The organism is Actinoplanes sp. M2I2 (genome assembly GCF_023544445.1).
In the GTDB taxonomy this organism is placed as follows: domain Bacteria; phylum Actinomycetota; class Actinomycetes; order Mycobacteriales; family Micromonosporaceae; genus Actinoplanes.
In genome coordinates, this window is sequence record NZ_JALPVJ010000002.1 from 83,179 (window position 1) to 109,149 (window position 25,971).

A 25,971-nucleotide genomic window follows, 5' to 3' on the forward strand; every position below is an offset into this window, starting at 1 on the left:
TCCGCCGCCCGGGGGGAGGCGACGGCGCCGGTTTGACATCGGGACGGTCGGGTAGCCGTGCCCCATGCGCGTGATCAGCCCGGTTCTCCGGTCCTTCGTCCTCGGTGTCGTCTCCGGCGGCCGCAGTCTCACCGGTCTGACCGCGGTGGCCCTGACCACGGCGCCCGGTGACGCCGTGGCCCCGTGGACCGGTCTCACCAGTCGCAAGGCGCGTTCGTTGCTGGTGGCCGGAGCGATCGGCGAGCTGATCGCGGACAAGCTCCCGCGGGTGCCGAGCAGATTGTCCCCACCCTCGCTGGCCGGGCGGACGGCTGCGGCCGCGACCGCCGCGGGCCTCGCCGCCGTGCGCGGTGGGGCGCAACCGGCGAGGGCCCTGCTGCCCGCCGTGGCCGGCGCCGTCGCGGGCAGCCTGGTCGGAGCCCGGTGGCGTACGTGGGCCGATCAGAGGTCGTGGCCCCCGGTGGCCGCCGCCTTGCTCGAGGACACAGTGGTCGTCGGTCTGGCCTTTGTCGCCGCCCGGCGAGACTGAACCGCCGGAGGACAACAGCCGGCTCGGAGCCCTCACAGCCGGCGGTTCAGCGGGATGAAGGTGTCTCGGCGGGGTCACTGCGCACCAGAGGCAGGAGAAGCGCCACGACCCGGTCGAACGCCGGTTGACGCGGCGCACAGTCGTCGGCCGTCCGGGCCCAGGACGGGGTGCGGACGCGGTAGAGGTATCCGTCGGAACAGACCGCGCCGGTCGCGGACCGGGAGGCCGGGCTCCTCAGGGCGGGCTCGGACAGTGCCTGCCTCAGCGCGGCGAGCCGGTCGGCGTCGAGACGGAACGGGCTCCGCTCCGAGGTCGTCACCGTTCCGTCCGTGCCGACGCGCACCTGCTCGTCGACACCGGCCAGACCTCCCGTACGGGAGAAGTCGAGCGGAAGGACCTCGTCGGCGACGGGCGGGCTCGTGTCCGGGCCGGGCGGCGGGGTGCCGGTCGGGCTCGTGTTCCGGCCCGGAGGCGGAGTGTCGGCGGAAGCGCAGCCGCCGACAGCGATGGCCAGCATCAGCAGCAGGGCCGGCGCCGCGAAACGTCTCGTCATTCCCCTGGGACGTGCCGTCACCGTCGTCCGGTTCCGCTGTGGCCCCTTCGGAGTCGGGCTGCTTGCGGCGTGCGCAGGCCGCCCGGAAAAGGCAACGCCTGCGGAGACTGATCGCCTCCGCAGGCGTCACCGGGTAGGAGAGGGACAGGGTCAGGCGAGGACGCGGACAGCCTCGACGCTCAGGGAGCGGCCGACGGTGCCGACCTGGAGGTGGCCGTTACGGCCGGCGCACTGGGACTTCTGCCAGCCGACGTTGGCCACGTGGGCCTGGGCGCAGACGCCGGGGCGGGCGGTCATCCGCAGCGCCTCGAGGCGCAGGGCGCGGCCCTGGGTGCCGACGGCCAGGGTGCCGGTGCGGCCGGTGCACTGGGCCCGCTGCCAGCCGATGTTCTGCACGTGGGCCTGGGCGCACACGCCGCCGGCGCGGCGGGTCGAGACGGCCAGCGCCTCGAGACGCAGGGACTGGCCGACGGTGCCGGCGACGGCGGCGCGGCGGTTGGTGGAGCAGCGCCAGCCCTGCCAGCCGATGTTCTGCACGTGGGCGTTGACGCAGACGGTGCCGCGGTTGCGCATCATCGTCATCTTGGCCGCGGGGCTGAGCATCGGCGCCTTGACGGTCACGACCGGAGCGGGCGGTGCGGCCGGAGCGGCGGAGGCGGTGCCCCCGGCGACCGGCAGGGTGATCGCGGAGAGGGTCAGGCCGACCATCGCCGCCGTACGGAAGAGCTTCGAAAACTTAGCCATGCACTCCTCAACGCCCGAGCGAGGCCGAACGGTACGTTTTCACCCTAAATGTGGTTGTCATCGATGGTTACGGGCCTGGTCATGCCTTTCTTCGGCTTGTCTCGCCCTCGGGTCAGTCCTGCGGCTTGAGCGGCTCGTCCGGCAGGGAGCGGGCCGGCTGGTCCCCGGCGGCGCCGCCGTGGGTGGGACGCGCGGTCGCTTCGGGGGTCACGGTGGGCCGGCCCTGGGCTCGTTCCGGATGAGCGTCGCTGCCGGCCAGGGCGCCCTGCTTCGCTCCGGCGCTGTTCTCTTGGTCAGACATGTCGAACTCCCGTCTTGTTCTTCGCCATGGGGGTGGGGCGCTTGGCTAACCTTTTCCCACCCGACTAAACCTCAGACCTTCGCGTCCGCGGTGGGCACCGACCGGCCCGGGAGGCGCGTGACCGCTCCGGCGGGGCGGTTACCTCGCTTACGGCTCAGCACTTCCGCAATCGGTCCGATGGGATCCTTGCGGATGGCGGGGGCCGCCGTGATGGGTGCCGGGCGGAAAATCCTGTCCGGGACCTTCGTACGACACGGGGGTACAGATGAAGACGACGACAGCGAACGCCGCGCCGACGGCGGGGCGGCGGTCCTTCGGTGACTGGAGCGTCAATCTCAAGATCGTCACGGCGATCAGCCTGGCGGTGGCGGTCGCCGTGTTGGTCGGGATCGTGGCGTTGCGGGCGCTGAGCGCCGCGAGCGCCGCGGCGCAGTCGATCTACACCAGCAACCTCACCAGCGTCCAGGCGGTCGGTGAGATCAGGTCGACGATGGCGACGGCCCGGCTCGACGTGGCCAACCACGCGATCTCGCAGGACCGGCCCACCATGGTGAAGTACGAGCGGATGATCGCGGCTGATATGCAGGCCGTCGAGGCGGCGATCGCGGCGTACGAGGGCAGTGACCCCACGGGTGACCCGACGGTCATCGCGGAGCTGCGGGCGGACTGGCAGTCCTACAGCAAGATCGTGCAGGACACGCTCGTGCCGGCCAGCCAGAACAACAACCTGCGAGCGTGGCAGACCGCTCGCGACACCCAGGTCAGCCCGTTGATGGGTGGCGTCGGGGAAGACCTGGTCACGCTGACGAAGGCGGAGTCGGACGACGCGAAGAGCTCGGCGCAGGCGGCTCAGTCGGGATACGAGTCCGGCCGGCTGCTGTCGATCTCGCTGCTGGTGCTCGGTTGTCTGCTCGCGCTGGGCCTCGGGCTGCTGGTGGCGCGCAGCATCGTGCATTCCCTGACCAAGGTCAAGGGGGTCTGTGACGGTCTGGCCGACGGTGACCTGACCCGCACGACGGGTCTGACCTCCCGCGACGAGCCGGGTCTGATGGGCCGGTCGCTGGACACGGCGATGGTGAAGCTGCGGCAGACGGTGTCGACGATCGACCAGTCCGCCGCGTCGCTGGCGTCCGCGTCGGAGCAGATGTCCAGCACCTCCGAGCAGATCGCGGCCTCGGCGCAGGCCGCCTCCGCCCAGGCGGAGACCGTGTCGGCGGCCACCGAGGAGATCTCCCGCAGCGTGGACAGCGTCTCGGCCGGCAGCGAGGAGATGGGCGCGGCGATCCGGGAGATTTCCCAGAACGCCAGTGAGGCGGCCCGGGTGGCGGCCGAGGCGGTCGACGTCACCGCGGCCACCGCGGCCACGATGAACAAGCTGGGGGAGTCCTCCATCGAGATCGGCAACGTCATCAAGACCATCACCGCGATCGCCGAGCAGACGAACCTGCTGGCCCTGAACGCGACGATCGAGGCCGCCCGGGCCGGCGAACTCGGCAAGGGATTCGCCGTGGTGGCCTCCGAGGTGAAGGATCTCGCGCAGGAGACGGCCCGGGCCACCGAGGACATCTCCCGGCGGGTCGAGGCCATCCAGTCCGACACCGGCGGGGCGGTGACGGCGATCGAGGAGATCACCCGGGTGATCGCCCGGATCAGCGACTTCCAGACCACCATCGCCTCGGCGGTGGAGGAGCAGACCGCGACCACGGCCGAGATGAGCCGCAGCGTCAACGAGGCCGCGGCCGGCACGAGTGAGATCGCCGAGAACATCTCCGGGGTCGCCGAGGCGGCCCGGCTCACCAGCGAAGGCGTCACCGAGACCCGGCAGGCGACAACCGAGTTGTCACGGATGTCGGCGGACCTCACCGCACTGGTCTCCAACTTCCGGTACTGAGCCCGTACGAGGGACCGCGCGCCGCCGGCGCCGCTGCCGGCTCCACCCGGAGCCGCCGGGCGAGCGCCGGTCTCTCGTGGCACGATGGCCCCGGGAGGTCTTCCATGGATGTCGAGCAGGTGACCGAGCCGGTGTTCTACCACGCCGAGGGCCCGGTCTGGTATTCCGGCTGGGGCGGCCTGAGGTTCGTCGACATGCTGGCCGGTGACGTGGTGTCGCTGGCCGCCGACGGGTCGTTCGAGCGCCGCCACGTCGGGTCGGTGGCCGCCGTGATCCGGCCCCGCCGGGCCGGTGGGGCGGTGATCGGCGTGGAGCGTGGCTTCGCCCTGGAGGACGCCGACGGCGCCGTGACGGCACTGCCCGAGCTGTGGAGCGACACCGGCGTCCGGATGAACGAGGGCGGCTGCGACCCGGACGGCCGCTTCTACTGTGGATCCATGGCGTACGACCAGACGCCCGGCGCGGCTCGCCTTTACCGCCTCGATCCGGACGGTTCCGTGCGAGTCGTTCTCGAAGGGGTCACGGTGTCCAACGGGCTGGAGTGGAGCCCGGACGGGTCGCGGGCCTACTACAACGACACGGCCACCGGCGCGATCGCCGTGTTCGACTACGACACCGCGTCCGGGCTGACGAACCGGCGCACCTTCGCGGCGCTGCCCGACGACGGCCACCCGGACGGCCTGACCGTCGACGCCGGCGGCGGGCTGTGGACCGCGGTCGCCAACGGCGGCGCCGTCTACCGGTACAGCCCCGACGGCGTGCTCGAGGAGAGGATCGCCGTACCGGCGAGCAAGGTGACCGCCTGCACCTTCGGCGGCGAGCAGCTCGATCAGCTGTTCATCACCACCTCGCAGGAGGACGTCGACACCGGCGAGGACCCGTTGGCCGGCGCCCTGTTCCGGGCCGACGTCGGCGTCAAGGGCCTCCCGGTCCGGCCCTTCGCCGGCTGAGCCGGCCGGGGTGGGACGCGCGCGCCGGCCGTGCCCGGGACGCCCAAGGGCACGCGGCGCCGATCAGGGGAGCACCAGGCGGGACTCGCGCAAGGGTGCGCCGACCTCGTGCAGGTGGCGCAGCGCCTGCCGGTACGACTCGACCAGCCCGGTCACCTCGTAGGACACGCCGATCTCCGCGCAGTACGCCCGCACGATCGGCTGGGCGACGGCCAGGTTGGGCGTCGGCATGGCCGGGAACAGGTGGTGCTCGATCTGGTAGTTCAGCCCGCCCAGCGCGAGGTCGGTGAACCGCCCGCCGCGGACGTTGCGGGAGGTGAGAACCTGCTTGCGCAGGTAGTCCTCGTTGCCGGTGGGGTGCGGCATGCCCTTGTGGTTGGGCGCGAAGGTCAGGCCCAGGTACACCCCGAACAGCGCCTGGTGCACCACGAGGAAGGCCAGCGCCTGCCCGGGCGTCAGCACCAGGAACAGGGCCGCCAGATACCCGGCGATGTGCACGCCGAGCAGGACGGACTCCGTCGCCCGGTGTTTCACGTCGCCGTGGCGCAGGGCGTCGATGCTCGACTTGTGCAGGCTGATCCCGAGCATGGTGAGCAGCGGGAAGAAGAAGTAGGCCTGATTGCGGGTGACGAACGCCCGGAGACCGCTACGGCCCGCGGCGACCGCCGGCGACCAGACCAGGACCTCGTGGGCGACGTCCGGGTCGAGGTCGTCGTGGTTCGGGTTGTTGTGGTGGCGCGTGTGCTTCTCCGCCCACCAGCCGTAGCTCATGCCGATGGCCAGGTTGGCCGCGATCAGCCCGGCGCGTTCGCTGGCCTGCCTGGTGCGGAACACCTGCCGGTGCGCCACATCGTGCGCGACGAGCGCCACCTGGGCGAAGACCACGGCGAGGAAGACCGCCACGGCCAGCGTCCACCAGGAGGACCCGATCACGAAGAACGCGGCCCAGCCGCCGGCCAGCAGAAGCGAGACGACGACCAGCCGTACGGCGTAGTGGCCCGGCTTCCGCCGGAGCAGCCCGGCGGCGTTGATCCGCCGGTTCAGCTCGGCGAAGTCACTGCCGGCCGAGCCACGCGGGTCTCCCGTTGTCGCCGTCATGCCAGCTCCTCAGCTCGTCACCATCGGCCGGCGTTCGCCGGTCTCGTCGTCCACCCTCGGCCCTGAAGCGGGCGTGCGACCCCGGGTAACTCCCGGGGAGGGCCTCGTGCCGCCACCCCGGTGCCGGACGGGTTCATCGTTCCCGGGGGTCGGCGTAGACGGTAGGGGACTGTCATGACAAATTCGCACTCGCTGTGAGAGCTATCCGGTCTTGGACGCCGGCCGATCGCGGTGTCAGGGTGAGGGCCAGAGCGACAGCGGCGATGCCGGAACGCCACCCGGCATCCACAACAGGCACAAGGTGACACCATCGTCTCGACCAAACGCCGCTCTCGGCCGCACAGCCCCGGCACGGTGCGCTCCCAGCTCGCCTCCCGCGGCGCCGACGTTGTTCTCGTCACCGTGCGCGAACTGCGTCTCATGCTCGGGTTGTTGCTGATCCTGTTCATCACCTCGGAGACGTGGCGTTACATCGGCCGGCTGGCCACCTTCCGCCTGGTGGTGCTGGAGGTCGCCACCTTCGTCGCGGCGCTGCTGGTTGTCGTGCTGGGACTGCGGCACACGCTCGGTCCGTCGGCGGCGGCCGGGCGCGCGGTGGTCCGGGTCGCGGCCGAAGTCGTGGCGTTCGGGGCAGCGCTCTTCCTGACCTTCGTCGTCGTGGGGGTCATCTCGGTCGACGCCGGCCTCGTGGCCGAGTGGTCGGGCCGCCCGGACGGCGTACTGCTGTCGATCGGTCTCGGTGATCCGGCTCTGGTCGTCAGCCGGCAACTCCTCCAGGTCGCCGCCTTCCTGGCCGCTCTGGGCGCCCTCGTCTTCGCCACCGAGGTGATCGCCGACGCCGGCACCCGGCACACCCTCATCCACGACCTGATCGAGCCGGCGGCCGACCCCATCGCCCGGTAGGGCACACGGGGGCGTCACCCGTGAGTTCCCCGGGGTCGCCCGCCCGCGCTGTGAACCACAGTGGTCTCAACGGTCCACCAGCGTCGGCGGGATCGGGAGACGGAGGAGCTGGCATGAAAGCGGAGACGCTGCGGGAAGAGCCGCCCACGATACTGACCTTCGCTGCCCGCGACGGGCGGCTGCTCGCGACCGGCAGCCCGGAACGGGGGCGGCGACCGGCGCTGAGTGACGGGCCGGGCCGGGACTTGATGAACGACGCGCTGATCCGGCGCGGCAGCACCTCCGGGGTCACCGAGACCGCGATCCAGGCCGTGGTCGCTCTGTGCCTCGACGATCTGCTCACCGGCGATTGGGACGAAGCGCTGCAACTGGCCGGCGCGGGCCTCGAGATGTGCGACCGGCACGGCTATCAGGAACTGCGGTGGCCCCTCTGGGTGGTCAGCGGCGTCATCGCCGCCCTGCGGGGCCAGGACGAGCAGGCCGGGGATCTCGCGGACCGGCTGGCCGACTGGGCCAGCCGCCGGGGATCGGCCACCGTCCGGCTCTACGCCCTCTACGTCCAGAGCCTGATGGCGCAGGCCCAAGACGACTTCGAGCAGGCCTTCCGATGTCTGTCCGAGCTCGCCGTGCCGGCCACCTTCGCCGACCATCTTCCGCTCGCTATGGCCGCCTCGGTGGACTTCGTGGACTGCGCCCTGCGCACCGGCCGCCGGGAAGCCGCCCGCGCCTACGTGACCCTGTTACGAACCGCCGACCCCGCGGTCCTGTCGCCGCGGATGAACCTGCTGACCGCCTGCGCCACGGCTCTGGCGCACCCGCACGAGACCGATCATTTCCAGCGGTCGTTGTCGGTCCCCGGCATCAAGGACCTGCGGTACGACCGGGCCCGGGTACAGCTCGCCTATGCCGAGCGACTTCGCCGGAGCGGATCGGTCCGGGCCGCGCGGGGGCATTCGGGCGAGGCCCGGGCCACCTTTCTCGAGTTGCGCGCGCAGCCCTGGCAGGCCCGGGCGGACCGGCAGCTGCGGGCCACCGGGACTGTCCGGATCGGGGCGGCGGAAACCCACGCCGAGGCGCTCACCCCTCAGGAACGGGCCATCGCGGACCTGGCCGCGTCCGGGCTCACCGACAAGCAGATCGGCATGCGGCTCTATCTGTCCCACCGGACCGTGAGCGCCCATCTGCGCCGGGTCTACGACAAACTCCAGATCTCGAACCGGACGGCGCTGCGGGATGCGCTCGGCGCCGATCGCCGGCCGTCGGATCCTTTCGCCCGGGCGGGCGGGCCCGGCGCCACCGGCGCCCACGAGGTCGCCGCAGCCGGCTGAGGGCAGGCCCGCCCTGGCCCGCGGTCACCCGGTCACGCGGGCCGAGACGTCGTCGAGGGCCTTCCGCTCGTCGGGCGTCAGGTCGAGCGTCGCCGAGGCGATCAGGGCCGGGAGCTGGTCGACGGCGCGGGCGCTGGCCACCGGGGCGGCGACGTCCGGCCGCGTGCGCAGCCAGGCCAGCGCGACGGTGGCCGGGGCGACACGGTGGGTGCCGGCGATGTCGGACAGCACCGCGACCACGGCCAGGCCGTCGGGTGTCAGGTACTCCCGCGCGGCGCTCGCGCGGGGCCCGGCCGCCTGATCGCCCGTGGCCCGGTACTTGCCCGTGAGGAACCCGCCGGCCAGGCCGTAATAGGGCAGGACGGCGAGGTTCTCGGCCGCGGCGAGCGGAGCCATCTCCTGCTCGTACGCTGTCCGGCTGACCAGGTTGTAGTGCGGGGAAACGGCGACGGGAACGGCGAAGCCGTGACGCCGGGCCACCTCGAACCACGCGCGGATACGGTCGGCGCTGTAGTTGGACACCCCGATCGCCCGGACCTTGCCCGCTCGCACCAGCGCGTCGAAGGCGCCCGCGGTCTCCTCCAGCGGCGTGTCCGGGTCGTCGTAGTGGGCGTAGTAGAGGTCGATGTAGTCGGTGCCGAGCCGGCTCAGGGAACCCTCGGCGGCGGCCGCGACCGTGGCGGCGGACAGCCCTCCGTGCTTCCCGGTGACCTTGGTGGCCAGGACGATCCGCTCCCGGCCGCCTCCGGCCGCGAGCCACTTGCCGATGATCGTCTCGGACACGCCGCCGGGGTTGCCCGGAGCCCAGGCCGAGTAGATCTCGGCCGTGTCGACGAAGTTGCCGCCGGCGTCGACGTACGCGTCCAGCACCCGGTGCGAGGTGGACTCGTCGCTGGTCCAGCCGAACGTGTTACCGCCCAGGTTGAGCGGGAACACGTCGATGCCGCTGTTGCCCAGAGTTGCCATGGGAAAGCCCTTCCATCAGGATGCCGGTGGGTACGCCTCGCGCCGCTCCCGCGGTCACCGCAGCTCCTCGGGCAGCTGTCGGCAGGCCGGGGTTCGGGGCTCGACAGGCCCAGCCTCGGCCCTCCGGGCGGCCGGCCACCCCGGGTGACCTACGGGCCCGGACACGGGTGACCCGGCCGGGACCGTCACGGCCGGACCGGTCGGCGCGGACACTGCTACGGTTCCGCGAATGATCTCGACCGTTCCGCTCGCCTACGACCTCGACGGCTCCGGGCCGCTCCTCGTCGCCGTTCACGGCCTGACCGAGGACCGCCACTTCTGGGACCGGGTGCCGCTGGCCGAGCACTTCCGCACCGTGCGCGTCGATCTGCGCGGGCACGGCGCGTCGCCGCACGCGGCGCCGTACGACCCGCTGACGATGGCCGGCGACGTCCGCGCTGTCCTGGACAGCCTAGGAGTCGAGGAGACGCCGCTGATCGTGGGTCACTCCTACGGCGGGATCGTGGCCACCGCCTACGCCGCGCGGTTCCCGGTGCGGGGCGTGGTCAACGTCGATCAGACGCTCCCCGCCACACCTCTGCCCGGCCACGTGGCCGAGACCGTCCGTGGTCCGGGTCACCGCGAGTTCCTGACGTCCGTCTTCGCCCAGATGTACGGCGAGCTGGACCCCGCTGTCGCCGAGGACCTCAGCCGGCGCCGGAAGGTCGATCACGACGTCCTGCTCGGGGTGTGGGCGCCCCTGATCGATCGGGGACCCGAGGAGCTGGCCGCGTTCGTGGCGGACCTGACGCCGGCCCGCCCCACCCCGTACCTGTCGTTGCACGGCCTGCCCGTGGAGGACGACTATGCGACGTGGCTGAGCGACCGGATCCCCGGCGCGGTGGTCGAGACCGCGCCGGTCACCACGCATTACCCCCACCTGGCCGACCCCGCCTGGTTCGTCCGGCGGCTCCGGAGCTTCGACGGGGGGCCCGACGGAACCGGTCCGGATCAGTCGATCCGCGGCGACACGTGATAGTGGGCGATCCGCCACGTCCCGCGGTCCCGGCGCGCGATGACGGTGAGGGCGAGCGGCAGCGGCGCCCGGGTGCCCGCCGCGAAGGTGAACTCGACGGCCACCCAGGCCAGCACCACATCGTCGGCCAGCCGGCGAGCCCGCAGGAGGTCGTAGGCGACGGTCATGCCCATCGGTTGTCCGGCGTAGTACTCCTTCACGCCGGCCCGTCCCACGCTGTAGGGGTGCAACCCCTGGAAGACGGCGTCCTCGGCGAAGAGGTCGGCGACCTGGTCGGGGAGATGCCGGTCGACGGCCTCCCGCCAGGCGTCGAGGACGCCACGGAGCACGGCCCGGTCGAGGTGGTCGTTCATCTTTTGCCCCTCACTGTCCGCCGGCGCTCTGTCCACCGTCGACATGCAGGATCTCGCCGGTGACGAACGGCGCGTTCTCGAGATAGACGATCGCGTCGGTGACGTCGCTGATCTCGCCCATCCGGCCCACCGGGTGCAGACCGGCCAGCGCCTCGTGGGTCCCGGCCGGTAGGCGGCGACCGTGGCGGCGCCGATCCCCCGGGAGGCCCCGGTCACAACTGCGACGGACATGACTGCTCCTGACTTCGTCATCGGAGAGAGAACGTGTCGTAGCAGTCCCGGGCGCTTCACCAGCTAACGGCGGAGCGCCCGGGGCCCGGCTCAGCGGGTCGATCGGAAGGCGGCACGGAGCTCGCGGGTGAACAGTCCGGGCTCCTCCCAGGCCGCGAAGTGCCCACCCCGCGGCGCTGTGCCGTAATAGCTGAGGGTGGGATAGCTGATCTCGGCCCAGCTGCGGGGCGCCTGGAAGATCTCACCGGGGAAGGCGCTGAAGGCGACCGGGACGCCCACCGGCGGATGGCTCTGGCCGGCGCTCTGCGTTCTCTCCCAGTACGCCCGGGCGGCCGACTCGCCGGTGCCGGTCAGCCAGTAGAGCGAGATGTTGTCCAGGATGTGCTCGCGGGTGAGGTTGCCCGACGGTGGGCCGCCGCGGAACGCCCGGGAGATCTTGAGGTAGCTGTCGGTGTCGTGGTCGAGCATCCAGGCGGCCAGGGCGACCGGGGAGTCCAGCAGCGCGTAGCCGATCGTCTGCGGCCGCGTCGACTGCTCGACCAGATAACCCCGGCCGCTCGCGGAGAAGACCTGGAGCGCGGCCTGCGCGGCCTTCTCCTGGCTGGTGTTCTTCGGCAGGCCGGTGGTGCCGTTCAGCGCCGGGACGAGCAGGTTCAGATGGATGCCGAGCAGGCCCGCCGGGGCGACGCGGCCCAGGCTGTCGGTGACGGCCGCGCCGACGTCCCCGCCCTGGGCGACGTAGTCCCGGTAACCGAGGCGGCGCATCAATTCGGCCCAGGCCCGTGCCGTCCGGGTGGTGTCCCAGCCGAGCTCGTCGGGCTTGCCGGAGAAGCCGTAGCCGGGGATCGACGGCAGGACGAGGTGAAAGGCGTCCGCCGCGGCGCCGCCGTGCGCGGTCGGGTTCGTCAGGGGACCGATCGTCTCGAGCAGTTCGACGATCGAGCCGGGCCAGCCGTGGGTCATGATGAGCGGCAGAGCGTTGCTGTGCCGCGAGCGTACGTGGATGAAGTGGACGTCGACGCCGTCGATCTCGGTCGTGAACTGTGGCAGGGCGTTGAGCTTCGCCTCGAGCCGGCGCCAGTCGTAGCGGGTCGCCCAGAACCGGGCGAGAGCCTGGGCGGTCGCCAGTTGCACGCCCTGCGAGCGGTCGTTCACCAGCTCGCGGGTCGGCCAGCGGGTCGCGGCGACGCGGCTGCGCATCTCGGTCAGCCGGCCCGGCTGGACGGCAACCCGGAACGGGCGGATCGCGGTCGGGCCGGCGGCCGGTGCCGCACCGGCCGGGGCCGGGCCCAGCACGGCGCCCGCGGCGACGGTGACTCCGGCGGCCAGGCTGCCCTGCAGGAGTTGCCGTCGAGTGGGCTGGGACGTGGACGAGGTCATCAATTGCCACCTTCTCTGGGATTCGTCCGGCCGGACGGGAGCGGACAGCCGGTCATCGCAGCGGGCGGAAGGCGGCCCGCAGTTGCGCCGCGAACAGTTCCGGTTCCTCCCAGGCGGCGAAGTGGCCGCCGCGTTCGGCCACCCCGAAGTAGTTGAGCGTGGGATACGAGACCTCGGCCCAGCTGCGGGGCGTCCGCCAGATCTCGCCGGGGAAGGTGCTGAAGCCGACCGGGACGCGGGGCGCCGGCAGCGGTGGGCGGCCCGCGGCGGGAGCGTCCGGTCCGTACGCCTCCCAGTACGACCGGGCCGTGGAGGCGCCGGTGCCGGTCAGCCAGTAGGCGGTGATGTTGTCGAGGAGGTGGTCCCGGGTGAGGTTGCCCGAGGGCTGTCCGTCGACGAAGGCGCGGGCGATCTTGTGGTAGGAGTCGGTGTCGTGGTCGATCATCCAGGCGGCCAGCGCGGACGGAGAGTCCAGCAGCGCGTACCCGATGGTCTCCGGCCGGGTGGCCATCTCGACGAAGTAGCCGTTGCCGCTGGTCTGGAAGACTTTGATGGCCTCCAGCGCCGCGCGTTCCTCCTCGGTGGTGTTCGGTAGTGCGGCCGGGTCGTTGAGCGCGGTGACGAGCAGGTTGGTGTGGATGCCGGCCAGGCCCTCGGGGCCGAGCCGGCCCAGGGCGTCGGTGACGCCGGCGCCGACGTCGCCGCCCTGGGCGACGTAGCGGTGGTAGCCGAGGCGGTTCATGAGTTCGGCCCAGGCCCGGGCGGTGCGGACGAGGTCCCAGCCGATCTCGGCCGGTTCGGCGGAGAAGCTGTATCCGGGCAGGGAGGGCAGGACGAGGTGGAAGGCGTCGGCGGGGGTGCCGCCGTGGGCGGTCGGGTCGGTGAGCGGGCCGATCGAGTCGAGCATCTCGATGACGGAGCCGGGCCAGCCGTGCGTCATGATCAGCGGCAGGGCGTCCGGGTGCCGGGACCTGACGTGCACGAAGTGGAGGCCGACGCCGTCGATCTCGGTGGTGAACTGGGGCAGCGCGTTCAGCCGGGACTGCACCCGCCGCAGGTCGTACTCCTTCTCCCAGTAGCGGCCGAGCGCCCGCATGGTGGCCAGCTGCACCCCTTGCGTACGGTCGCCGACGAGCTCCCGGGTCGGCCAGCGTGTGGTGGCCAGGCGGTGGCGCAACTCGTCGAGCGCCTTTTCGCGGAACCGCACCGTGAACGGTCGGATCGCCTGGCCGGTCTGTTGTTCGAGCGTGGTCATGGCTCGCACTCCCCTTGGGTCGGATTCGGCGCGCGGCCCCCGGCGGCTTTTCCACCGCCGCCTCTCGATTCGGGCGTCCGCGACGTCCCCAAGCCTGGCGAGATTCGAGGCCACTCACGCCCGTCGGAGACCCTGGTCGATACCCGGGCGACGGGCTCGATGTGGCGGTGGACACCACCCCGGCGGCCCCACGGGGGTTTACCGGCCCTAGGCGAGGTGATGATGGGGTTTTGGTCCTCCTCCGGAGAGGCGTGGCGACGTGCCGTCGGTCCTCGACCCGCAACACCTGATCTCGACGTTCGGCCTGATCGGCATCCTCGCCGTCGTCTTCGCCGAATCCGGACTGCTGATCGGCTTCTTCCTGCCCGGTGACTCGCTGCTGTTCACCACGGGCCTGCTGGTCGCCGGAGGCACCTATCTGCACCAGCCGTTGTGGCTGATGTGCCTGCTGGTGTCGGCGGCCGCCGTGCTGGGCGACCAGACCGGCTACCTGTTCGGCCGCCGGTTCGGCCCGGCGCTGTTCCGGCGGCCCGACTCGAGGCTGTTCAAGAAGGAGAACCTCGCGCGCGCCCGGGACTTCTTCCAGAGGTACGGCGCCCGCTCGATCGTCCTGGCCCGGTTCGTGCCGGTCGTCCGAACCTTCACCCCGATCGTGGCCGGTGCGAGCCACATGCCGTACGGAAGGTTCGTGACCTACAACGTGATCGGCGGGACGCTGTGGGCCTGCGGTGTCACCACGCTCGGATACTTCCTCGGGCAGGTGGCCTTCGTCCGCGCGAACATCGAACTGATCCTGATCGGCGTCGTTGTCGTCTCGGTCCTCCCGGTGGCCGTCGAACTGCTCCGGGCCCGCCACCGCACCCGCCGCGACCCGGCCGGCCAGAACTGACCGCCACGGCGCGGCGGTTGTGGCTTCGCAGGCGGAACGACTTGGCCGATTCCTGATCTGAGGCAACCGTCGCGCGCCGAGGGTGCGCGGTCAGCCGCAGCAGCCGCCGGACTGCTCGGCGGGGGTGGGCGGCGCCGTGATGACCGTGAGGGGCGTGCGGAGCAGCCCGCCGGAGACGCCGGTGGCCAGGCCGCGCCCGGCCGGCTCGGGCACGGCAGCGGGGGCGCCGCAGCAGCCGCCGCCGGCGTCGATGGTGTCGCTGTCGAGATCCTGGCTGCTGTTGCAGACGCCGGTCTCGGGCAGGTCGAGCTGGACGTCGCGGGCCGCGGCCCAGTCGCCGTCGAGGGCCGCGACCACCGAGCGGGCCTGCTCGTAGCCGGTGGCGAGCAGGAAGGTCGGGGCGCGGCCGTAGGACTTGACGCCGATGGCGTAGTAGCCGGGCTCGGGGTGGGTGAGCTGGTCGGCGCCGTGCGGCGGGACGGTGCCGCAGGAGTGCTCGTTCGGGTCGATCAGTGGCGCCAGGGCGCGGGTGGAACCCATGATCGGGTCGAGGTCGAGGCGCAGCTCGCTGACGATGCCGTGGTCGGGCCGGAAGCCGGTGGCTCCGACGACCCGGTCTGCGGTCACCGTGCGGGTGCCGTCGGACACCTCGACCCCGTCCGGGCCGGCGGTGACGGACTGGACACTGAAACCGGTCAGCAGCGTGATGGCGCCGCTTTCGACGTGCTCGCGCAGGCGGGTGCCGAGCGCGCCACGGGCCGGGAGCGCGTCGGCGGACTCGCCGCCGTAGGTGCGGGCGGGGGTGGCCGCGCGAATGGCCCACGTGACGGTGGTGCCGAGGGCGTTCTCGGCCAGGTCGAGCAGCGTGCTGGCGGCGGAGTGCCCGGCCCCGACCACGAGGACGCGGCGGCCGGCGAAGCGGTCCCGGTCGCGGCCCAGCACGTCCGGCAGGGCGGTCTCGACGTACGCGGCGGCTTCGGTCTCGCCGTGCGCCGGGATGCCGGAGGCGCCGAGCACGTTGGGCTTTCCCCACGTGCCGGAGGCGTCGATGACGGCGCGGGCGAGCACGTCCTCGCCGGTGGCGAGCCGGATCAGATACGGGGCCCGGTCACGGCCGGTGGTGCGCAGGCGGTCGAGGCCGAGGCGGGTGACCGCGATGACCCGGGCGCCGTAGCGCACGTGCGGCTTGAGGGCGGGCAGGTCGGCCAGCGGCTGCAGGTAGTCGGCGGCGAGCTGGGCGCCGGTGGGCAGCTTGTCGTTGTCGGGGCGGACCCAGCCGGCCTCGGTCAACAGCCCGGCCGCGGCCGCGTCGATGTTGTAGCGCCACGGCGAGAACAGCCGCACGTGACCCCACTGGCGCACGGCCGCGGCGGGGCTGTCGCCGGCTTCGAGGACGACGAAGGCGATGCCCCGCTGGGCGAGGTGCGCGGCGGCGGCGAGACCGACGGGCCCGGCGCCGATGACGGCCACGGGCAGGGTGTCCAGCCGGGCACTACCGGCGACATGCTGGTCGCTCATGACCGTCCTCCTCCAAGGCGAAACGGATTCGAAAACCGTCGAACTTGACGATCGTCGAAACCGACAGTTGCACGCGGATTCGATATCTGTCAACCTCGAAGCATGTCGAAATCAGCGCCCGCCGTCACCGATGCCGACGTGGCGCCGTGCTGCCCGCCCCTGGCCCACAGCCGCGTCCCGGCCGAGGCGGCCGTTCCGCTGGCGCAGGCGTTCAAGGCTCTCGGCGACCCGATCCGCCTGCAGCTGATGTCGATGATCGCCTCCGCCGAGGGTGGCGAGATCTGCGTCTGCGACCTCACGCCGGCGTTCGCGATCTCCGGGCCCACCATCTCGCACCACCTCAGGGTGCTCAAGGAGTCCGGCCTGGTGACCGCCGAGCGCCGGGCCAGCTGGGTCTACTACCGGGCCCGGCCAGATTTGATGCGGCAGCTCTCCGCCCTGCTCGACATCGGGTCCGCCGCGGAGTGACGGACCCGGCGAAGCCGCCCGCACCCACCTGGCCCAGCACCTCGACCCGCCGAGACCGGAGTTCCGTGTCATGCACCCCATCGCCGCCTGGCGCCGCCTGCTCGCCGAGTTTCTCGGTACGGCCCTGCTGGTCACCGCCGTGGTCGGCTCCGGCATCATGGCCGTCACCCTCTCGCCCGGCGACGTCGGCCTGCAGCTGCTGGAGAACGCGGTGGCCACCGCGTTCGCGCTCGGCACGCTGATCCTGACCTTCGGGCCGGTCTCCGGCGCCCACTTCAACCCGGTCGTGTCGGCCGCCGACTGGTTCCTCGGCCGTCGCGCCGGCACCGGCCTGACCGGCGCCGAGCTCGCCGGGTACGCCGCCGCGCAGACCGCCGGGGCGATCACCGGGTCGGTGCTGGCCAACCTGATGTTCGACCTTCCCGCGGTGACGTTCTCGACCCGCGAACGGTCGGCCGGGCACCTGTGGCTCGGCGAGGTCGTCGCCACCGCCGGACTGCTCCTGCTGATCTTCGCGCTGGCCCGCTCCGGACGCGCCTCGGCGGCTCCCGCCGCGGTCGGCGCCTACATCGGGGCCGCGTACTGGTTCACCAGCAGCACCAGTTTCGCCAACCCGGCGGTCACCGTCGGCCGGGCCTTCACCGACACCTTCGCCGGCATTCAGCCCGCGTCCGTGCCCGGCTTCGTCCTCGCCCAGCTCGGGGGCCTGGTCGTCGGGACCGGCCTGCTGCTCGCCCTGTACCCCACGGCCGGTCGAGCCGCCGACGATGTCGTCGTCGCCCGGCCCGCCCGAACCCGCTGACCACCACCCGTACCGGAGGATCGACATCATGACCGGCAAGCCCAGCGTCCTGTTCGTGTGCGTCCACAACGCCGGCCGTTCCCAGATGGCGGCCGGCTGGCTGCGGCACCTCGCCGGTGACGCCGTCGAAGTCCGCTCGGCCGGCTCCGCCCCGGCCGACACCGTCAACCCCTCCGCGGTCGAGGCCATGCGCGAGGTCGGCATCGACATCACCGACCAGCAGCCCAAGATCCTTCAGTACGAGGTCGCGCAGGACTCCGACGTCATCATCACGATGGGCTGCGGCGACGCCTGCCCGGTCTTCCCCGGCAAGCGGTACGAGGACTGGAAGCTCGACGACCCGGCCGGCCGGGGTGTCGAGGCCGTCCGCCCGATCCGCGACGAGATCAGGACCCGGATCGAGGCACTCCTGGCCGACCTCCTTCCCGCCGGCCGACCCTGATCGTCTCGCGCATGGCCCGCAGACCGTAGTGGAGCAAGCCCTGCCACCGCAGGAAGGCGTCGCACAGGTCTTCGCGGGCCTGCTCGTCGGTGGGGCTCAGCTCGCCGGCCAGCGAGGTCAGCGTGCAGTCGCCGCGGCCGCTGTCGTGTTCCTGATGCTCGATGGCCGCGTCGGCCCACGCCCGCAGGGCGTCGAAGCTGCTTAGGAGCCCATGACGGGCCGGCCGGGGATCAGCGGCGTCTGGGCCTGGCGGTTGATGACCGCCTTGCGCGCCCCGAAGGGCCGAGGCGCTGTCCGGCTCAGGCCGAGAGAATGGCCTTGGCCACCTCGTCGGGGTTGGTCAGCAGGGCCTCGTGGCCACCGCCCACCAGGACCGGTCGCACACCCACGCGGGCCGCGAGCTCCTCTCCGGGGGCGGCCAGGGAGATGTCGTCCTCGGCCAGGACGTAGGTGATCGGCCGGCCGAGCGTCTCCACCCCCTCCACGTCGAGCGCGTCCAGCATGTAACCGCCGGGCTGCGGCATCAGCTGGTCGAAGACGACGCGCTGCAGCGCCTCGGGTTCGCCGGGCATCAGACCCTGTTGGAACGTGGGGAAGTCGAGCCCGATGGTGCCGTCCGGCGAGGCGGCGATGGTGTCGGTGACGAAGCCCTCCATCGGCCCCATGGCCGCTGCCATCGACTGGCCGCGGAGCGGGATGAAAGCGCTGAAGTACGCGAGGCCGGCCAGCCGGTCGCCCAGGCGGTGGGCGGCGCCGGTGATCGGGATGCCGCCCCAGCTGTGCCCGACCAGGACGACGTCGCGCAGATCGCGGCGCTCGACCTCGGTGACGATGTGGTCGACGGCGTCGCTCAGCCGCAGGCCGGCCGGGTCGTCGCCCAGGCTCAGGCCCGGCATGGTGAGCGCCGTGGCCCCGTGGCCGGACGCGCGGACCCGGTGTCCGACCGGATGCCAGGACCATCCGCCGTGCCAGGCACCAGGGATGAAGACGTAGTGCATCAGACCTCCAGATGTTGATCAGACCGCACTCTAGCCGACAGAGGCAAACCTGCAGAAAGGCGCATTCCGCAGAGTGGGTTGCAAAACCCATAAATCTGCGATACGAATGGGTTCAACAACCCAGAAAGGGGCTTCTCATGTCGGAACTCGCAGGTAAGACGGCCTTGGTGACCGGCGCCACCGCGGGAATCGGCCGGGCCGTCGCGATGCGGCTGGCGGAGGCCGGAGCCGAGGTGCTGGTGCACGGCCGCGACGCCGCCCGAGGCGCGGACCTGGTGGCGGCGATCGCCGAGCGAGGCGGACGGGCGCGGTTCGTCGCGGCCGACCTCTCGGCCGCCGCGGACGTCGAGCGGCTCGCGGCCGAGGCCGGCGACGTGGACATCCTGGTCAACAACGCCGGGGTGTACGAGTTCACCGCGACTGCTCAGACCAGCGCGGACAGCTTCGACCGGCACCTCGCGATCAACACCCGCGCGCCCTTCCAGCTGGTCGGGGCCCTGGTCCCGGGCATGATCGAACGCGGCCACGGCGTGATCGTCAACATCAGCTCGACCGCCGCGACCTCGGTCGCACCGGTCGGCGCGGCCTACGGCGCATCGAAGGCGGCGCTGGAGACCCTGACCCGCTACTGGGCCACGGAGTTCGGTGGCGCCGGGATCCGGGTCAACGGCGTCTCGTCCGGTCCGGTCCGCACCCCGGGCACGGCGCCGTTGCTGGCCGCGGTCGGCGACGCCATGGACCAGGTGACCGCGCGCGGCCGGATCGGTGACCCGGAGGAGATCGCCGATGTCGTGCTGTTCCTGGTCGGGGAGCGCAGCAGCTATGTGAACGGGACGGTGGTCGGCGTCCACGGCGGGGAGCGCAGCCTGCTGCCCGGCTGATCCGAGCCACGCTGTCTTATCCGGGGCTTAGCTCCCCGTCCCTACGGTCGCCGATCATGACCATCGCTGCGGAGAACGCACCACCGGCGGTACGCCCGGCGCCGCCCGCCCGGCCGCGCCTGCCGCACCTCGCCGCCGTCTCGGCGTACGTCCTGCTCGGGGTGGTCGTGATGGGACGGTTCGCCGGCCGGCCGGGGGAGCGGGTCTCGGCGCACCTGCCGATCGACCACACCTGGTTCGAGTGGCTGCTGGCGCACGGGGCGCACGTCGTGGCGCACGGCGGCAACCCGCTGTTCTCCACGGCTCAGAACTACCCGCTCGGCGTGAACATGATGGCCAACACCTCGGTGCTCGGCGTGACCGTTCCGTTGGCGCCGCTGACGATGCTGCTCGGGCCCCGCGCCACCTACGTGATCTGGATGATCCTCGCGTGTGCGGGCACCGCCGCGACGACGTACTGGGTGCTGCAGCGCTTCGTCGTGCGGTCGCGGGCGGCGGCGTTCGCGGGCGGGGCGCTCGCCGGGTTCGCGCCCGGGGTGGTGCATCACGCCAACGGTCAGCCCAACTTCGTGTCGAACTTCCTGCTGCCGCTGATCGTCGCGGCGGTGTTCGGACTGGGCGCGGGTAGACGGTGGCTGCGTGACGGCGTGGTGCTGGGTCTGCTGGTGACGTGGCAGCTGTTCATCAACGAGGAGCTGCTGCTGGCCACGGCGCTCGCGTGCGGCCTGGCCACGATCCTGATCGCGGTGTTCCGGCCGGCCGGGGCGCGGCGGCGGGCGCCGGCCTTCCTGCGGGGGCTCGGCGTGACCGCGGTCGTGGCCGGGGCGCTCTGCGCGTACCCGATCGCGTTCCAGTTCCACGGGCCGCAGTCGTTCGCCGGTCTGCCCTTGTTCACGCACTGGGGCGAGGATCCGGTCACGTACCTGACGTTCTCCCGCGACACGCTCGCCGGCAGTCCTCTCGGCGAGGCCGCGCAGGGCGTGACCGAGCAGAACAGCTGGTTCGGCTGGCCCCTGACGGTGGTGCTGCTCGTGCTCGCCGTCGCGCTGTGGCGGAGCTCGGTGCCGGCGCGGGTGGCGACCCTGGTGGCGGCGGTGTTCGCGGTGCTCTCGCTCGGCCCGGTGCTGCGCTTCGGCGGTGAGGAGACCGCGCACCGGGGTCCTCTGGGGCTGCTGCCCGAGGGCCTGCCGCTGTTCGACCTGTTGATGCCGAGCCGTCTGACGTACGTGGTCATCGGCGCCGCCGTCCTGCTGGTCGCGGTGGCCTGGGACCGGCTGCGCCCCACTCGCTTCCTGGTGGCGGCCGCCCTCGTCCCGTTGATCCCGACCCCCGTGCCGGCGATGCCGGAACGGCCGGCGCCCGAGTTCGTCACGAGCGGCGCCTGGCGTGAGTACGTCCGCCCCGGCGGCACCCTGGTCCCGGTGCCGCTGCCGAGCAACTGGCTCGGGCGCGACACGCTGGGCTGGAGCGCGCAGGCCCGGCACGAGTTCGCCGTGCCCGAGGGCTACTTCCTCGGCCCCGGCCCGGACGGCGTGGGCCGGATGGGCCCGGCGACCGTCAGCCGGACGACGCAGCTCGTCATCGAGACGTATCGCACACGCACCGCTCCCGCTCTGCCGGAGAGCCACCGGGCCGCCGTCCGGGCCGACCTGGCCCGGTGGCACGGGGAGGCCGTCGTGATGCGCGCGGAGGCCTTCAACCTGCCGCTGCGATCGCTGGTCTCGCAGGTGTACGGCCCGCCGGAAACGGTCCGCGATGTCTGGCTCTGGAAGCCATGACCTTATCGTCGCCTTATCCCGATCATGGCAGCATTGCTCGGGTGCGAGTACTGGTGGCGGACGACGAACGGCTGCTGGCCGACACGATCGCGGTGGGTCTGCGGCGTGCGGCCATTGCGGTCGACATCGCCTACGACGGCGGCGAGGCGATCGAGAAGATCCAGGTCAACCGGTACGACGTCGCGGTGCTCGACCGCGACATGCCGGGGGAGACGGGCGACGACGTGTGTCGCTGGATCACCGACCGCCGGCTCGAGACGCGGGTGCTGATGCTCACGGCGGCCGTCGGCATCTACGACCGGGTCGAGGGGCTCGGGCTCGGGGCCGACGACTACCTGACCAAGCCGTTCGCCTTCGCCGAGCTCGTCGCCCGGGTGCAGGCGCTGGCCCGGCGTACGGCTCCGGCCCTGCCCCCGGTCCTCGAGCGCGAGGGGATCGTGCTGGACGTGGCGACGCGGACCGCGAGCCGGGACGGCCGCCCGCTGGCCCTGACCCACAAGGAGTTCGGCGTCCTGCACACGTTGATGCGCGCGCAGGGGCAGGCGGTCACCACCGAGGACCTCCTGGAGCAGGTCTGGGACGAGCATGTCGACCCGTTCACCAACGTCGTGCGGGTGACCGTCTCGACACTGCGCCGCAAGCTCGGCGAACCGCAGGTGGTACTGACGGTGCCGCGGGCCGGCTACCGCGTCGGGCCGGCCTGATGGGGCTGCGCGCCCGTCTGGCCGTGGCCCTGTTCGGCACGGTGACCTTCGTTTTCGTCGCCCATTTCGTCTATTGGGAGATTCCCTGGGTGCCGCCGACCTACACCCCGTGCTTCGAGGTCGACAGCATGGTGTGCCGGGTCACCCGGAAGATCCCGATCGGCGACTTCGCCCAGTTCGGCATCGTGCTGGCGGCCTCCGTGCCACTCGTGGGCCTGCTGGTGTGGTGGGTGCTGGCCCCGGTGCGCCGGCTCCTGCCGGCCATCGCTCAGATCGGTCCGCAGAACCTCGGCCACCGGATCCGCCCGCGCCGCGGCCGGGACGAGATCAAACAGCTCGGCCGGGCGCTGGACACGATGATGAACGGCATCGCGGCCGGCTACGAGGGGCAGCGCAGCTTCGCGGCCAACGCCTCCCACGAGCTGCGCACCCCGCTGGCCCTGCAGCGGACGCTGATCGAGGTCGGCATGGCCGAACCGCTGACGCCCGACCAGTCGACCCTGCTGGCGAGTCAGCTGCTGGAGACGAACGCCCGCAACGAGCGGCTGATCGAGGGTCTGCTGGTGCTCAGCCAGGCCGATCAGGGCCTTCGCTCGACGGCCGTGCAGCCGCTCGACGACATCACCGCCGGCGTCGTCGACTCTCACGCCCGGACCGCCGCCGACGCCGACGTGAAGCTCAGCGCCGATGCGAGCCCGTACGAGGTCGAGGGTGACGCGGTGCTGCTGGAAAGACTGGTCCGCAACCTCGTGCACAACGCGATCAAGTACAACCAGCCGGGCGGCACTGTCGCCGTCACCGTCGGGGCGGCCGACGCCGCGCTGACGGTGGAGAACACCGGTCCGGTGATCCCACCCGAGCAGGTGGCCCGGTTGTTCGAGCCCTTCACCCGGCTCGCCACCGGGCGGATCGACCACAGCGGTGGCAGCGGGCTGGGCCTGGCGATCGCCCGCTCGATCGTGCGGGCCCACGGGGGCACGATCACCGCGACCTCATTGGACGGCGGCGGCCTGCGTGTCGCCGTCCGCCTGCCCCGGGCCGACACCCGGGCCGACGCCCGGACCGCGAAGTGACCGGCGGCCCGGTGGTGTTCCCGCCACCGGGCCGCCGTCACCGGACTGTCAGGCCGTACAGGTCAGACCGGGGGTGCCGGCCGCGCCGGAGGCGATGAAGCCGAACTCGGCCGTCGCGCCGGGTTGCAGCGACCCGTTCCAGCCGGCGTTGCGGACCGTGACCGTCGATCCGCTGACCGACAGGGTGCCGCCCCAGACCTGGCTCACCGACTGGCCGGAGCCCAGCGTCCAGGACACGGACCAGCCGTTCACCGCGCCGCCGCCCGCCTTGACCGTGATCTGGCCCTGGAAGCCGCCCTGCCAGGTACTGGACGTCACGTACGTCGCGCCGCACGCGCCGGCCGGCTGGCCGGTCGGAGGCGTCGTCGGCGGTGTGGTCGGTGCGGACGTCGGCGGGGTGGGGTTGGACGGGGTGTTCGGCGGGGCGGCCGCGCCGGTCGCCAGGCTCGCGGCCAGGGCGGGCTGGAACGAGCCGGCCGCGTACGCGCAGCCGTCCGCCTCGCCGGGCGGCTTGATCCAGAGGTAGGCGTCGATGTTCGCGTCCCCGGTGTCGAGCGTGGGGTAGCGCCCGATCCGCCGGTCGGTGTTGTCGTCGCCGCACCAGTCGCCGGCCGCGCCGCCGTTGCGGCTGGTGTCGATGACCTGTCGCTTGCCGGTGATGCCGCGGCCGGACAGTGCGCTCAGCACCGAGCGGCCGAACGCGGCCTCGTTCGCGGTGGACTGGAAGTTCGAGGCGTTGGTGTAGAACCCGTCGCCGTCGGCCACGCCCGCGTTGGCCAGCCGCCGGGCCTGCTCGGCCCCGCTGTTCCAGGCCGAGTGCCCGCCGTCCAGATAGACCTTGGCGCCGGCCGCCTTGAGCGTCCGGGTCGCGGTGGCCAGGGCCTGGTCGCGGGCGGTGATCTCGCCGGCGCTGAGGCAGGTCTGCAGCGCGATCGAGTCGGGCTCGAGCAGGATCAGCGTGGTGCGGCCGGCCAGGCCCCGGGCGATCCCGTTGACCCAGGTCTGGTACTGGGCCAGGTCGGGGGCGCCGCCCGCGCTGGCGCCGCCGCAGTCGCGGTTCGGGATGCCGTACAGGGTCAGGGCCGGAACCCGCCCGGCGGCGGCCGCGGCGCCGACGTAGGCCGAAACCTCGGACTGGACGGTGCCGAGGTTGAAGTTCGACAACCAGCGCGTGGCCGGCTGGCTCGCGATCCGGGAACTGATCAGCGACGTACGGGAGTCGTTGGGGTTGGCCGCCACCCAGCGCGCGACGGCGGTGTCCGGGTCGCGATAGAGAGTGCCGCTGAGCGTGCCGGCCGAGGCGGCGCCGGCGATCGTGACGCCGGCCGTGGCGCAGGCGATCGAGGCGGCGAGGAGGGTCAGCCGCCGGGAGCGCCGGGAAACAGTGGGGGACAAGGTGCTTCCTTCCGAAGGGGACGTCCGGTTTGGGAGCGCTCCCGAACGGTAACCCAGCGGTTCGGCGCCAGCAACCGAGCGGCCGTGATCAATGTGCCCCGGGTCGGCCGCTAACCCGGCGGACCTTTCCCATTGTTTGGGAGCGCTCCCAGTCGGTCACCTAGGCATTGATGAACGTCGTTGCGTAAGCATGGCCGGCCTGTTTAGCCTCCGGGCATCCCCGGTCCCTCGGTCCCCCTCGGTTTCCGCTAGGAGAACCCATGTCCTCTCACCGTCTCACCGCGCCGGCGTGGTCGTTGTTCCGCATCGTGGTCGGTCTGCTCTTCCTGTGTCACGGGCTCGCGTCGGTCTTCGGCGTGCTGGGCGGCAGCCGCGGCACCGGCCAGGCCATCGAGCCGGGCACCTGGCCCCACTGGTACGCCGGACTGATCCAGCTGGTGTGCGGCGCCCTTGTCCTCGTCGGTCTGGCCACCCGGCCCGCGGCCCTCCTGGCCTCCGGGTCGATGGCGTACGCGTACTTCGTGGTCCATCAGCCGCAGGGCCTCCTGCCGATCGAGAACGGCGGGGTCACCCCGGCCCTCTACGCCTGGGCGTTCCTGGCCATCGCGGTGCTCGGGGCCGGTCCCTGGTCGGCTGACGCGGTCATCACCCGCCGCCGTGGCGTACCGGCCGTGGCAACGGGCGATCGCGTGCTGGCCGACAGCCGCCGCTGATTCCGACCATCTGTCAGGAGGAACCATGCGTCATCTTCTCGCCGCGCTCACCGCGGCCTTGACCCTCGGCGCCACGGCGGGCAGCGTCCCGGCCGCCGCGGCGGGCGCCGGGCACCACGGCACCTGCCACCGCGCCCTGCTCTTCTGCGAGGACTTCCAACAGCTGCCGACCGGCGGCCCCAGCACGCTCGCCTGGGGCGTCGACACGCGCGGCGGCACGCTCACGGTTGAGCGGGCTCATCGCGGCGACAAGGTGCTGCATGTCCACACGGTCGGCAACGGGCGGGCCTTCCTGCGCGTCGACGACCTCGCCGTACCGGGGGACCGTCTCTTCGGCCGGATGCGCCTGCGCGTCGACGCCTTCCCCACCGCCCCCGACTGGGCTCACTTCACGCTGGTCGAGGCGACCGGCAGCGGCAGCTCGGAGGTCGTCCGCCCGGTCGGCGGCCAGTACGCCCCGACCGTCCCCGGCGTCTTCTGGGGCGTGGGCGCCGACGGCGGACCCACCGGGGACTGGACCACCTGGCGGGAATCGGCCCCGGTCGTCGAGGACGCCTGGCAGTGCTTCGAGTGGAAGCTCGACCGGGCCGGCAACCGCGTCGCCGTCTGGATCGACGGTGTGGCGAACCCGGAGCTGACCGCATCCACCACGGACCACGGCGGCAACGACGTTCCCTTCGTCCTGCCCGCCGTGGACACCGTCAAGGTCGGCTGGCAGCTCTACCAGGCCGGCCCCACGCCGAACGAGTTCGACCTGTGGATCGACGATCTCGCTCTCGGCACACAACGGCTGCGGTGCTGACCGGCGCGGCG

At 72.2% G+C, this 25,971-nt stretch carries 28 protein-coding genes; 16 read left to right on the forward strand and 12 right to left on the reverse strand.

Features of this window, described 5'->3' with window-relative positions; all coding sequences use genetic code 11:
- Nucleotides 1-64 precede the first annotated feature (64 nt).
- The gene (locus HJC40_RS04115; RefSeq protein WP_249998300.1) at nt 65-529 is read left to right on the forward strand and encodes a hypothetical protein; all 465 of its coding nucleotides are present in this window, start codon (nt 65-67) and stop codon (nt 527-529) included.
- A 46-nt stretch (nt 530-575) separates the two neighbouring features.
- On the opposite strand, the gene HJC40_RS04120 is transcribed toward HJC40_RS04115, so the two are convergent.
- From HJC40_RS04120 to HJC40_RS04130, 3 genes are all read right to left on the reverse strand, one after another.
- Complete coding sequence (locus HJC40_RS04120; RefSeq protein ID WP_249998301.1) at nt 576-1,082, reverse strand: hypothetical protein; 507 nt, start codon at nt 1,080-1,082, stop codon at nt 576-578.
- 150 nt (nt 1,083-1,232) lie between these two features.
- Complete coding sequence (locus tag HJC40_RS04125; RefSeq protein WP_249998302.1) at nt 1,233-1,826, reverse strand: hypothetical protein; 594 nt, start codon at nt 1,824-1,826, stop codon at nt 1,233-1,235.
- Nucleotides 1,827-1,938: 112 nt separating this feature from the next.
- On the reverse strand, nt 1,939-2,127 hold the full coding sequence (locus HJC40_RS04130; protein ID WP_249998303.1) for a hypothetical protein: 189 nt from the start codon (nt 2,125-2,127) through the stop codon (nt 1,939-1,941).
- A 265-nt stretch (nt 2,128-2,392) separates the two neighbouring features.
- On the opposite strand from HJC40_RS04130, the gene HJC40_RS04135 reads away from it, so the two are divergent.
- The gene (locus HJC40_RS04135) at nt 2,393-4,018 is read left to right on the forward strand and encodes a methyl-accepting chemotaxis protein (RefSeq protein ID WP_249998304.1); all 1,626 of its coding nucleotides are present in this window, start codon (nt 2,393-2,395) and stop codon (nt 4,016-4,018) included.
- A 104-nt stretch (nt 4,019-4,122) separates the two neighbouring features.
- Nucleotides 4,123-4,968 carry an SMP-30/gluconolactonase/LRE family protein gene (locus HJC40_RS04140; RefSeq protein WP_249998305.1) on the forward strand — a complete coding sequence of 282 codons (846 nt, stop codon included), beginning with the start codon at nt 4,123-4,125 and terminating at the stop codon, nt 4,966-4,968.
- Nucleotides 4,969-5,031: 63 nt separating this feature from the next.
- Here HJC40_RS04140 and HJC40_RS04145 read toward each other — a convergent pair whose 3' ends face one another.
- Nucleotides 5,032-6,066, reverse strand: coding sequence for an acyl-CoA desaturase (locus HJC40_RS04145; RefSeq protein ID WP_249998306.1), 1,035 nt, complete (start codon nt 6,064-6,066; stop codon nt 5,032-5,034).
- A gap of 354 nt (nt 6,067-6,420) precedes the next feature.
- Between HJC40_RS04145 and HJC40_RS04150 the strand changes: the two genes are divergently transcribed.
- Together HJC40_RS04150 and HJC40_RS04155 are read left to right on the forward strand one after the other, a co-directional pair.
- A complete protein-coding gene (locus HJC40_RS04150) occupies nt 6,421-6,969 on the forward strand; it encodes a hypothetical protein (protein ID WP_249998307.1) in 549 nt (182 codons plus the stop codon).
- A gap of 113 nt (nt 6,970-7,082) precedes the next feature.
- Nucleotides 7,083-8,297, forward strand: a complete 1,215-nt coding sequence (locus HJC40_RS04155; RefSeq protein WP_249998308.1) for a LuxR family transcriptional regulator — start codon at nt 7,083-7,085, stop codon at nt 8,295-8,297.
- Between the two features lie 24 nt (nt 8,298-8,321).
- Here the strand turns inward: HJC40_RS04155 and HJC40_RS04160 are convergent, their stop codons facing one another.
- Nucleotides 8,322-9,263 (reverse strand): aldo/keto reductase, encoded by a 942-nt coding sequence (locus HJC40_RS04160; protein WP_249998309.1) that lies wholly within the window; start codon nt 9,261-9,263, stop codon nt 8,322-8,324.
- Nucleotides 9,264-9,492: 229 nt separating this feature from the next.
- On the opposite strand from HJC40_RS04160, the gene HJC40_RS04165 reads away from it, so the two are divergent.
- Nucleotides 9,493-10,278, forward strand: a complete 786-nt coding sequence (locus tag HJC40_RS04165; RefSeq protein WP_249998310.1) for an alpha/beta fold hydrolase — start codon at nt 9,493-9,495, stop codon at nt 10,276-10,278.
- Here HJC40_RS04165 and HJC40_RS04170 read toward each other — a convergent pair.
- The 3 genes from HJC40_RS04170 to HJC40_RS04185 all read right to left on the reverse strand — a co-directional run bounded on the left by HJC40_RS04170 (nt 10,254) and on the right by HJC40_RS04185 (nt 13,497).
- Nucleotides 10,254-10,631 carry an SgcJ/EcaC family oxidoreductase gene (locus HJC40_RS04170; RefSeq protein WP_249998311.1) on the reverse strand — a complete coding sequence of 126 codons (378 nt, stop codon included), beginning with the start codon at nt 10,629-10,631 and terminating at the stop codon, nt 10,254-10,256. The genes HJC40_RS04165 and HJC40_RS04170 overlap by 25 nt on opposite strands.
- A gap of 321 nt (nt 10,632-10,952) precedes the next feature.
- Nucleotides 10,953-12,242, reverse strand: a complete 1,290-nt coding sequence (locus HJC40_RS04180) for an epoxide hydrolase family protein (RefSeq protein ID WP_249998313.1) — start codon at nt 12,240-12,242, stop codon at nt 10,953-10,955.
- A gap of 52 nt (nt 12,243-12,294) precedes the next feature.
- Nucleotides 12,295-13,497 carry an epoxide hydrolase family protein gene (locus HJC40_RS04185; RefSeq protein WP_249998314.1) on the reverse strand — a complete coding sequence of 401 codons (1,203 nt, stop codon included), beginning with the start codon at nt 13,495-13,497 and terminating at the stop codon, nt 12,295-12,297.
- 259 nt (nt 13,498-13,756) lie between these two features.
- Here HJC40_RS04185 and HJC40_RS04190 point away from each other — a divergent pair, with 259 nt between their 5' ends.
- Entirely contained in the window at nt 13,757-14,386 is a 630-nt protein-coding gene (locus HJC40_RS04190) for a DedA family protein (RefSeq protein ID WP_249998315.1), read from the forward strand.
- 90 nt (nt 14,387-14,476) lie between these two features.
- Here HJC40_RS04190 and HJC40_RS04195 read toward each other — a convergent pair whose 3' ends face one another.
- Complete coding sequence (locus HJC40_RS04195) at nt 14,477-15,904, reverse strand: FAD-dependent oxidoreductase (RefSeq protein ID WP_249998316.1); 1,428 nt, start codon at nt 15,902-15,904, stop codon at nt 14,477-14,479.
- Between the two features lie 102 nt (nt 15,905-16,006).
- Between HJC40_RS04195 and HJC40_RS04200 the strand changes: the two genes are divergently transcribed.
- From HJC40_RS04200 to HJC40_RS04210, 3 genes are all read left to right on the forward strand, one after another.
- The gene (locus tag HJC40_RS04200) at nt 16,007-16,372 is read left to right on the forward strand and encodes a metalloregulator ArsR/SmtB family transcription factor (RefSeq protein WP_249998317.1); all 366 of its coding nucleotides are present in this window, start codon (nt 16,007-16,009) and stop codon (nt 16,370-16,372) included.
- A gap of 70 nt (nt 16,373-16,442) precedes the next feature.
- Nucleotides 16,443-17,174, forward strand: coding sequence for an MIP/aquaporin family protein (locus HJC40_RS04205; protein ID WP_249998318.1), 732 nt, complete (start codon nt 16,443-16,445; stop codon nt 17,172-17,174).
- Between the two features lie 28 nt (nt 17,175-17,202).
- A complete protein-coding gene (locus HJC40_RS04210; protein WP_249998319.1) occupies nt 17,203-17,616 on the forward strand; it encodes an arsenate reductase ArsC in 414 nt (137 codons plus the stop codon).
- Here the strand turns inward: HJC40_RS04210 and HJC40_RS46545 are convergent.
- Both HJC40_RS46545 and HJC40_RS04215 read right to left on the reverse strand, forming a co-directional pair.
- Nucleotides 17,561-17,803, reverse strand: a complete 243-nt coding sequence (locus HJC40_RS46545; RefSeq protein ID WP_374271221.1) for a hypothetical protein — start codon at nt 17,801-17,803, stop codon at nt 17,561-17,563. The two genes, HJC40_RS04210 and HJC40_RS46545, sit on opposite strands and share 56 nt — an antisense overlap.
- 112 nt (nt 17,804-17,915) lie before the next feature.
- Nucleotides 17,916-18,614, reverse strand: a complete 699-nt coding sequence (locus HJC40_RS04215) for an alpha/beta fold hydrolase (protein WP_249998320.1) — start codon at nt 18,612-18,614, stop codon at nt 17,916-17,918.
- A 137-nt stretch (nt 18,615-18,751) separates the two neighbouring features.
- Between HJC40_RS04215 and HJC40_RS04220 the strand changes: the two genes are divergently transcribed.
- From HJC40_RS04220 to HJC40_RS04235, 4 genes are read left to right on the forward strand one after another with little or no spacing between them, the layout of a single operon-like run.
- Nucleotides 18,752-19,495, forward strand: coding sequence for an SDR family NAD(P)-dependent oxidoreductase (locus tag HJC40_RS04220; protein ID WP_249998321.1), 744 nt, complete (start codon nt 18,752-18,754; stop codon nt 19,493-19,495).
- Between the two features lie 56 nt (nt 19,496-19,551).
- Nucleotides 19,552-21,273: a glycosyltransferase 87 family protein gene (locus HJC40_RS04225; RefSeq protein WP_249998322.1), complete on the forward strand. Its 1,722-nt coding sequence runs from the start codon at nt 19,552-19,554 to the stop codon at nt 21,271-21,273.
- Nucleotides 21,274-21,314: 41 nt separating this feature from the next.
- Nucleotides 21,315-21,977: a response regulator transcription factor gene (locus tag HJC40_RS04230; RefSeq protein WP_249998323.1), complete on the forward strand. Its 663-nt coding sequence runs from the start codon at nt 21,315-21,317 to the stop codon at nt 21,975-21,977.
- Entirely contained in the window at nt 21,977-23,050 is a 1,074-nt protein-coding gene (locus HJC40_RS04235; protein ID WP_249998324.1) for a HAMP domain-containing sensor histidine kinase, read from the forward strand. Before HJC40_RS04230 ends, HJC40_RS04235 begins: the two co-directional genes overlap by 1 nt.
- 48 nt (nt 23,051-23,098) lie before the next feature.
- Here HJC40_RS04235 and HJC40_RS04240 read toward each other — a convergent pair whose 3' ends face one another.
- Nucleotides 23,099-24,445 carry a glycoside hydrolase family 6 protein gene (locus tag HJC40_RS04240; RefSeq protein ID WP_249998325.1) on the reverse strand — a complete coding sequence of 449 codons (1,347 nt, stop codon included), beginning with the start codon at nt 24,443-24,445 and terminating at the stop codon, nt 23,099-23,101.
- 260 nt (nt 24,446-24,705) lie between these two features.
- Between HJC40_RS04240 and HJC40_RS04245 the strand changes: the two genes are divergently transcribed.
- Both HJC40_RS04245 and HJC40_RS04250 read left to right on the forward strand, forming a co-directional pair.
- The gene (locus HJC40_RS04245; RefSeq protein WP_249998326.1) at nt 24,706-25,158 is read left to right on the forward strand and encodes a DoxX family protein; all 453 of its coding nucleotides are present in this window, start codon (nt 24,706-24,708) and stop codon (nt 25,156-25,158) included.
- Between the two features lie 25 nt (nt 25,159-25,183).
- The gene (locus tag HJC40_RS04250) at nt 25,184-25,960 is read left to right on the forward strand and encodes a hypothetical protein (protein ID WP_249998327.1); all 777 of its coding nucleotides are present in this window, start codon (nt 25,184-25,186) and stop codon (nt 25,958-25,960) included.
- Nucleotides 25,961-25,971: the final 11 nt, after the last annotated feature.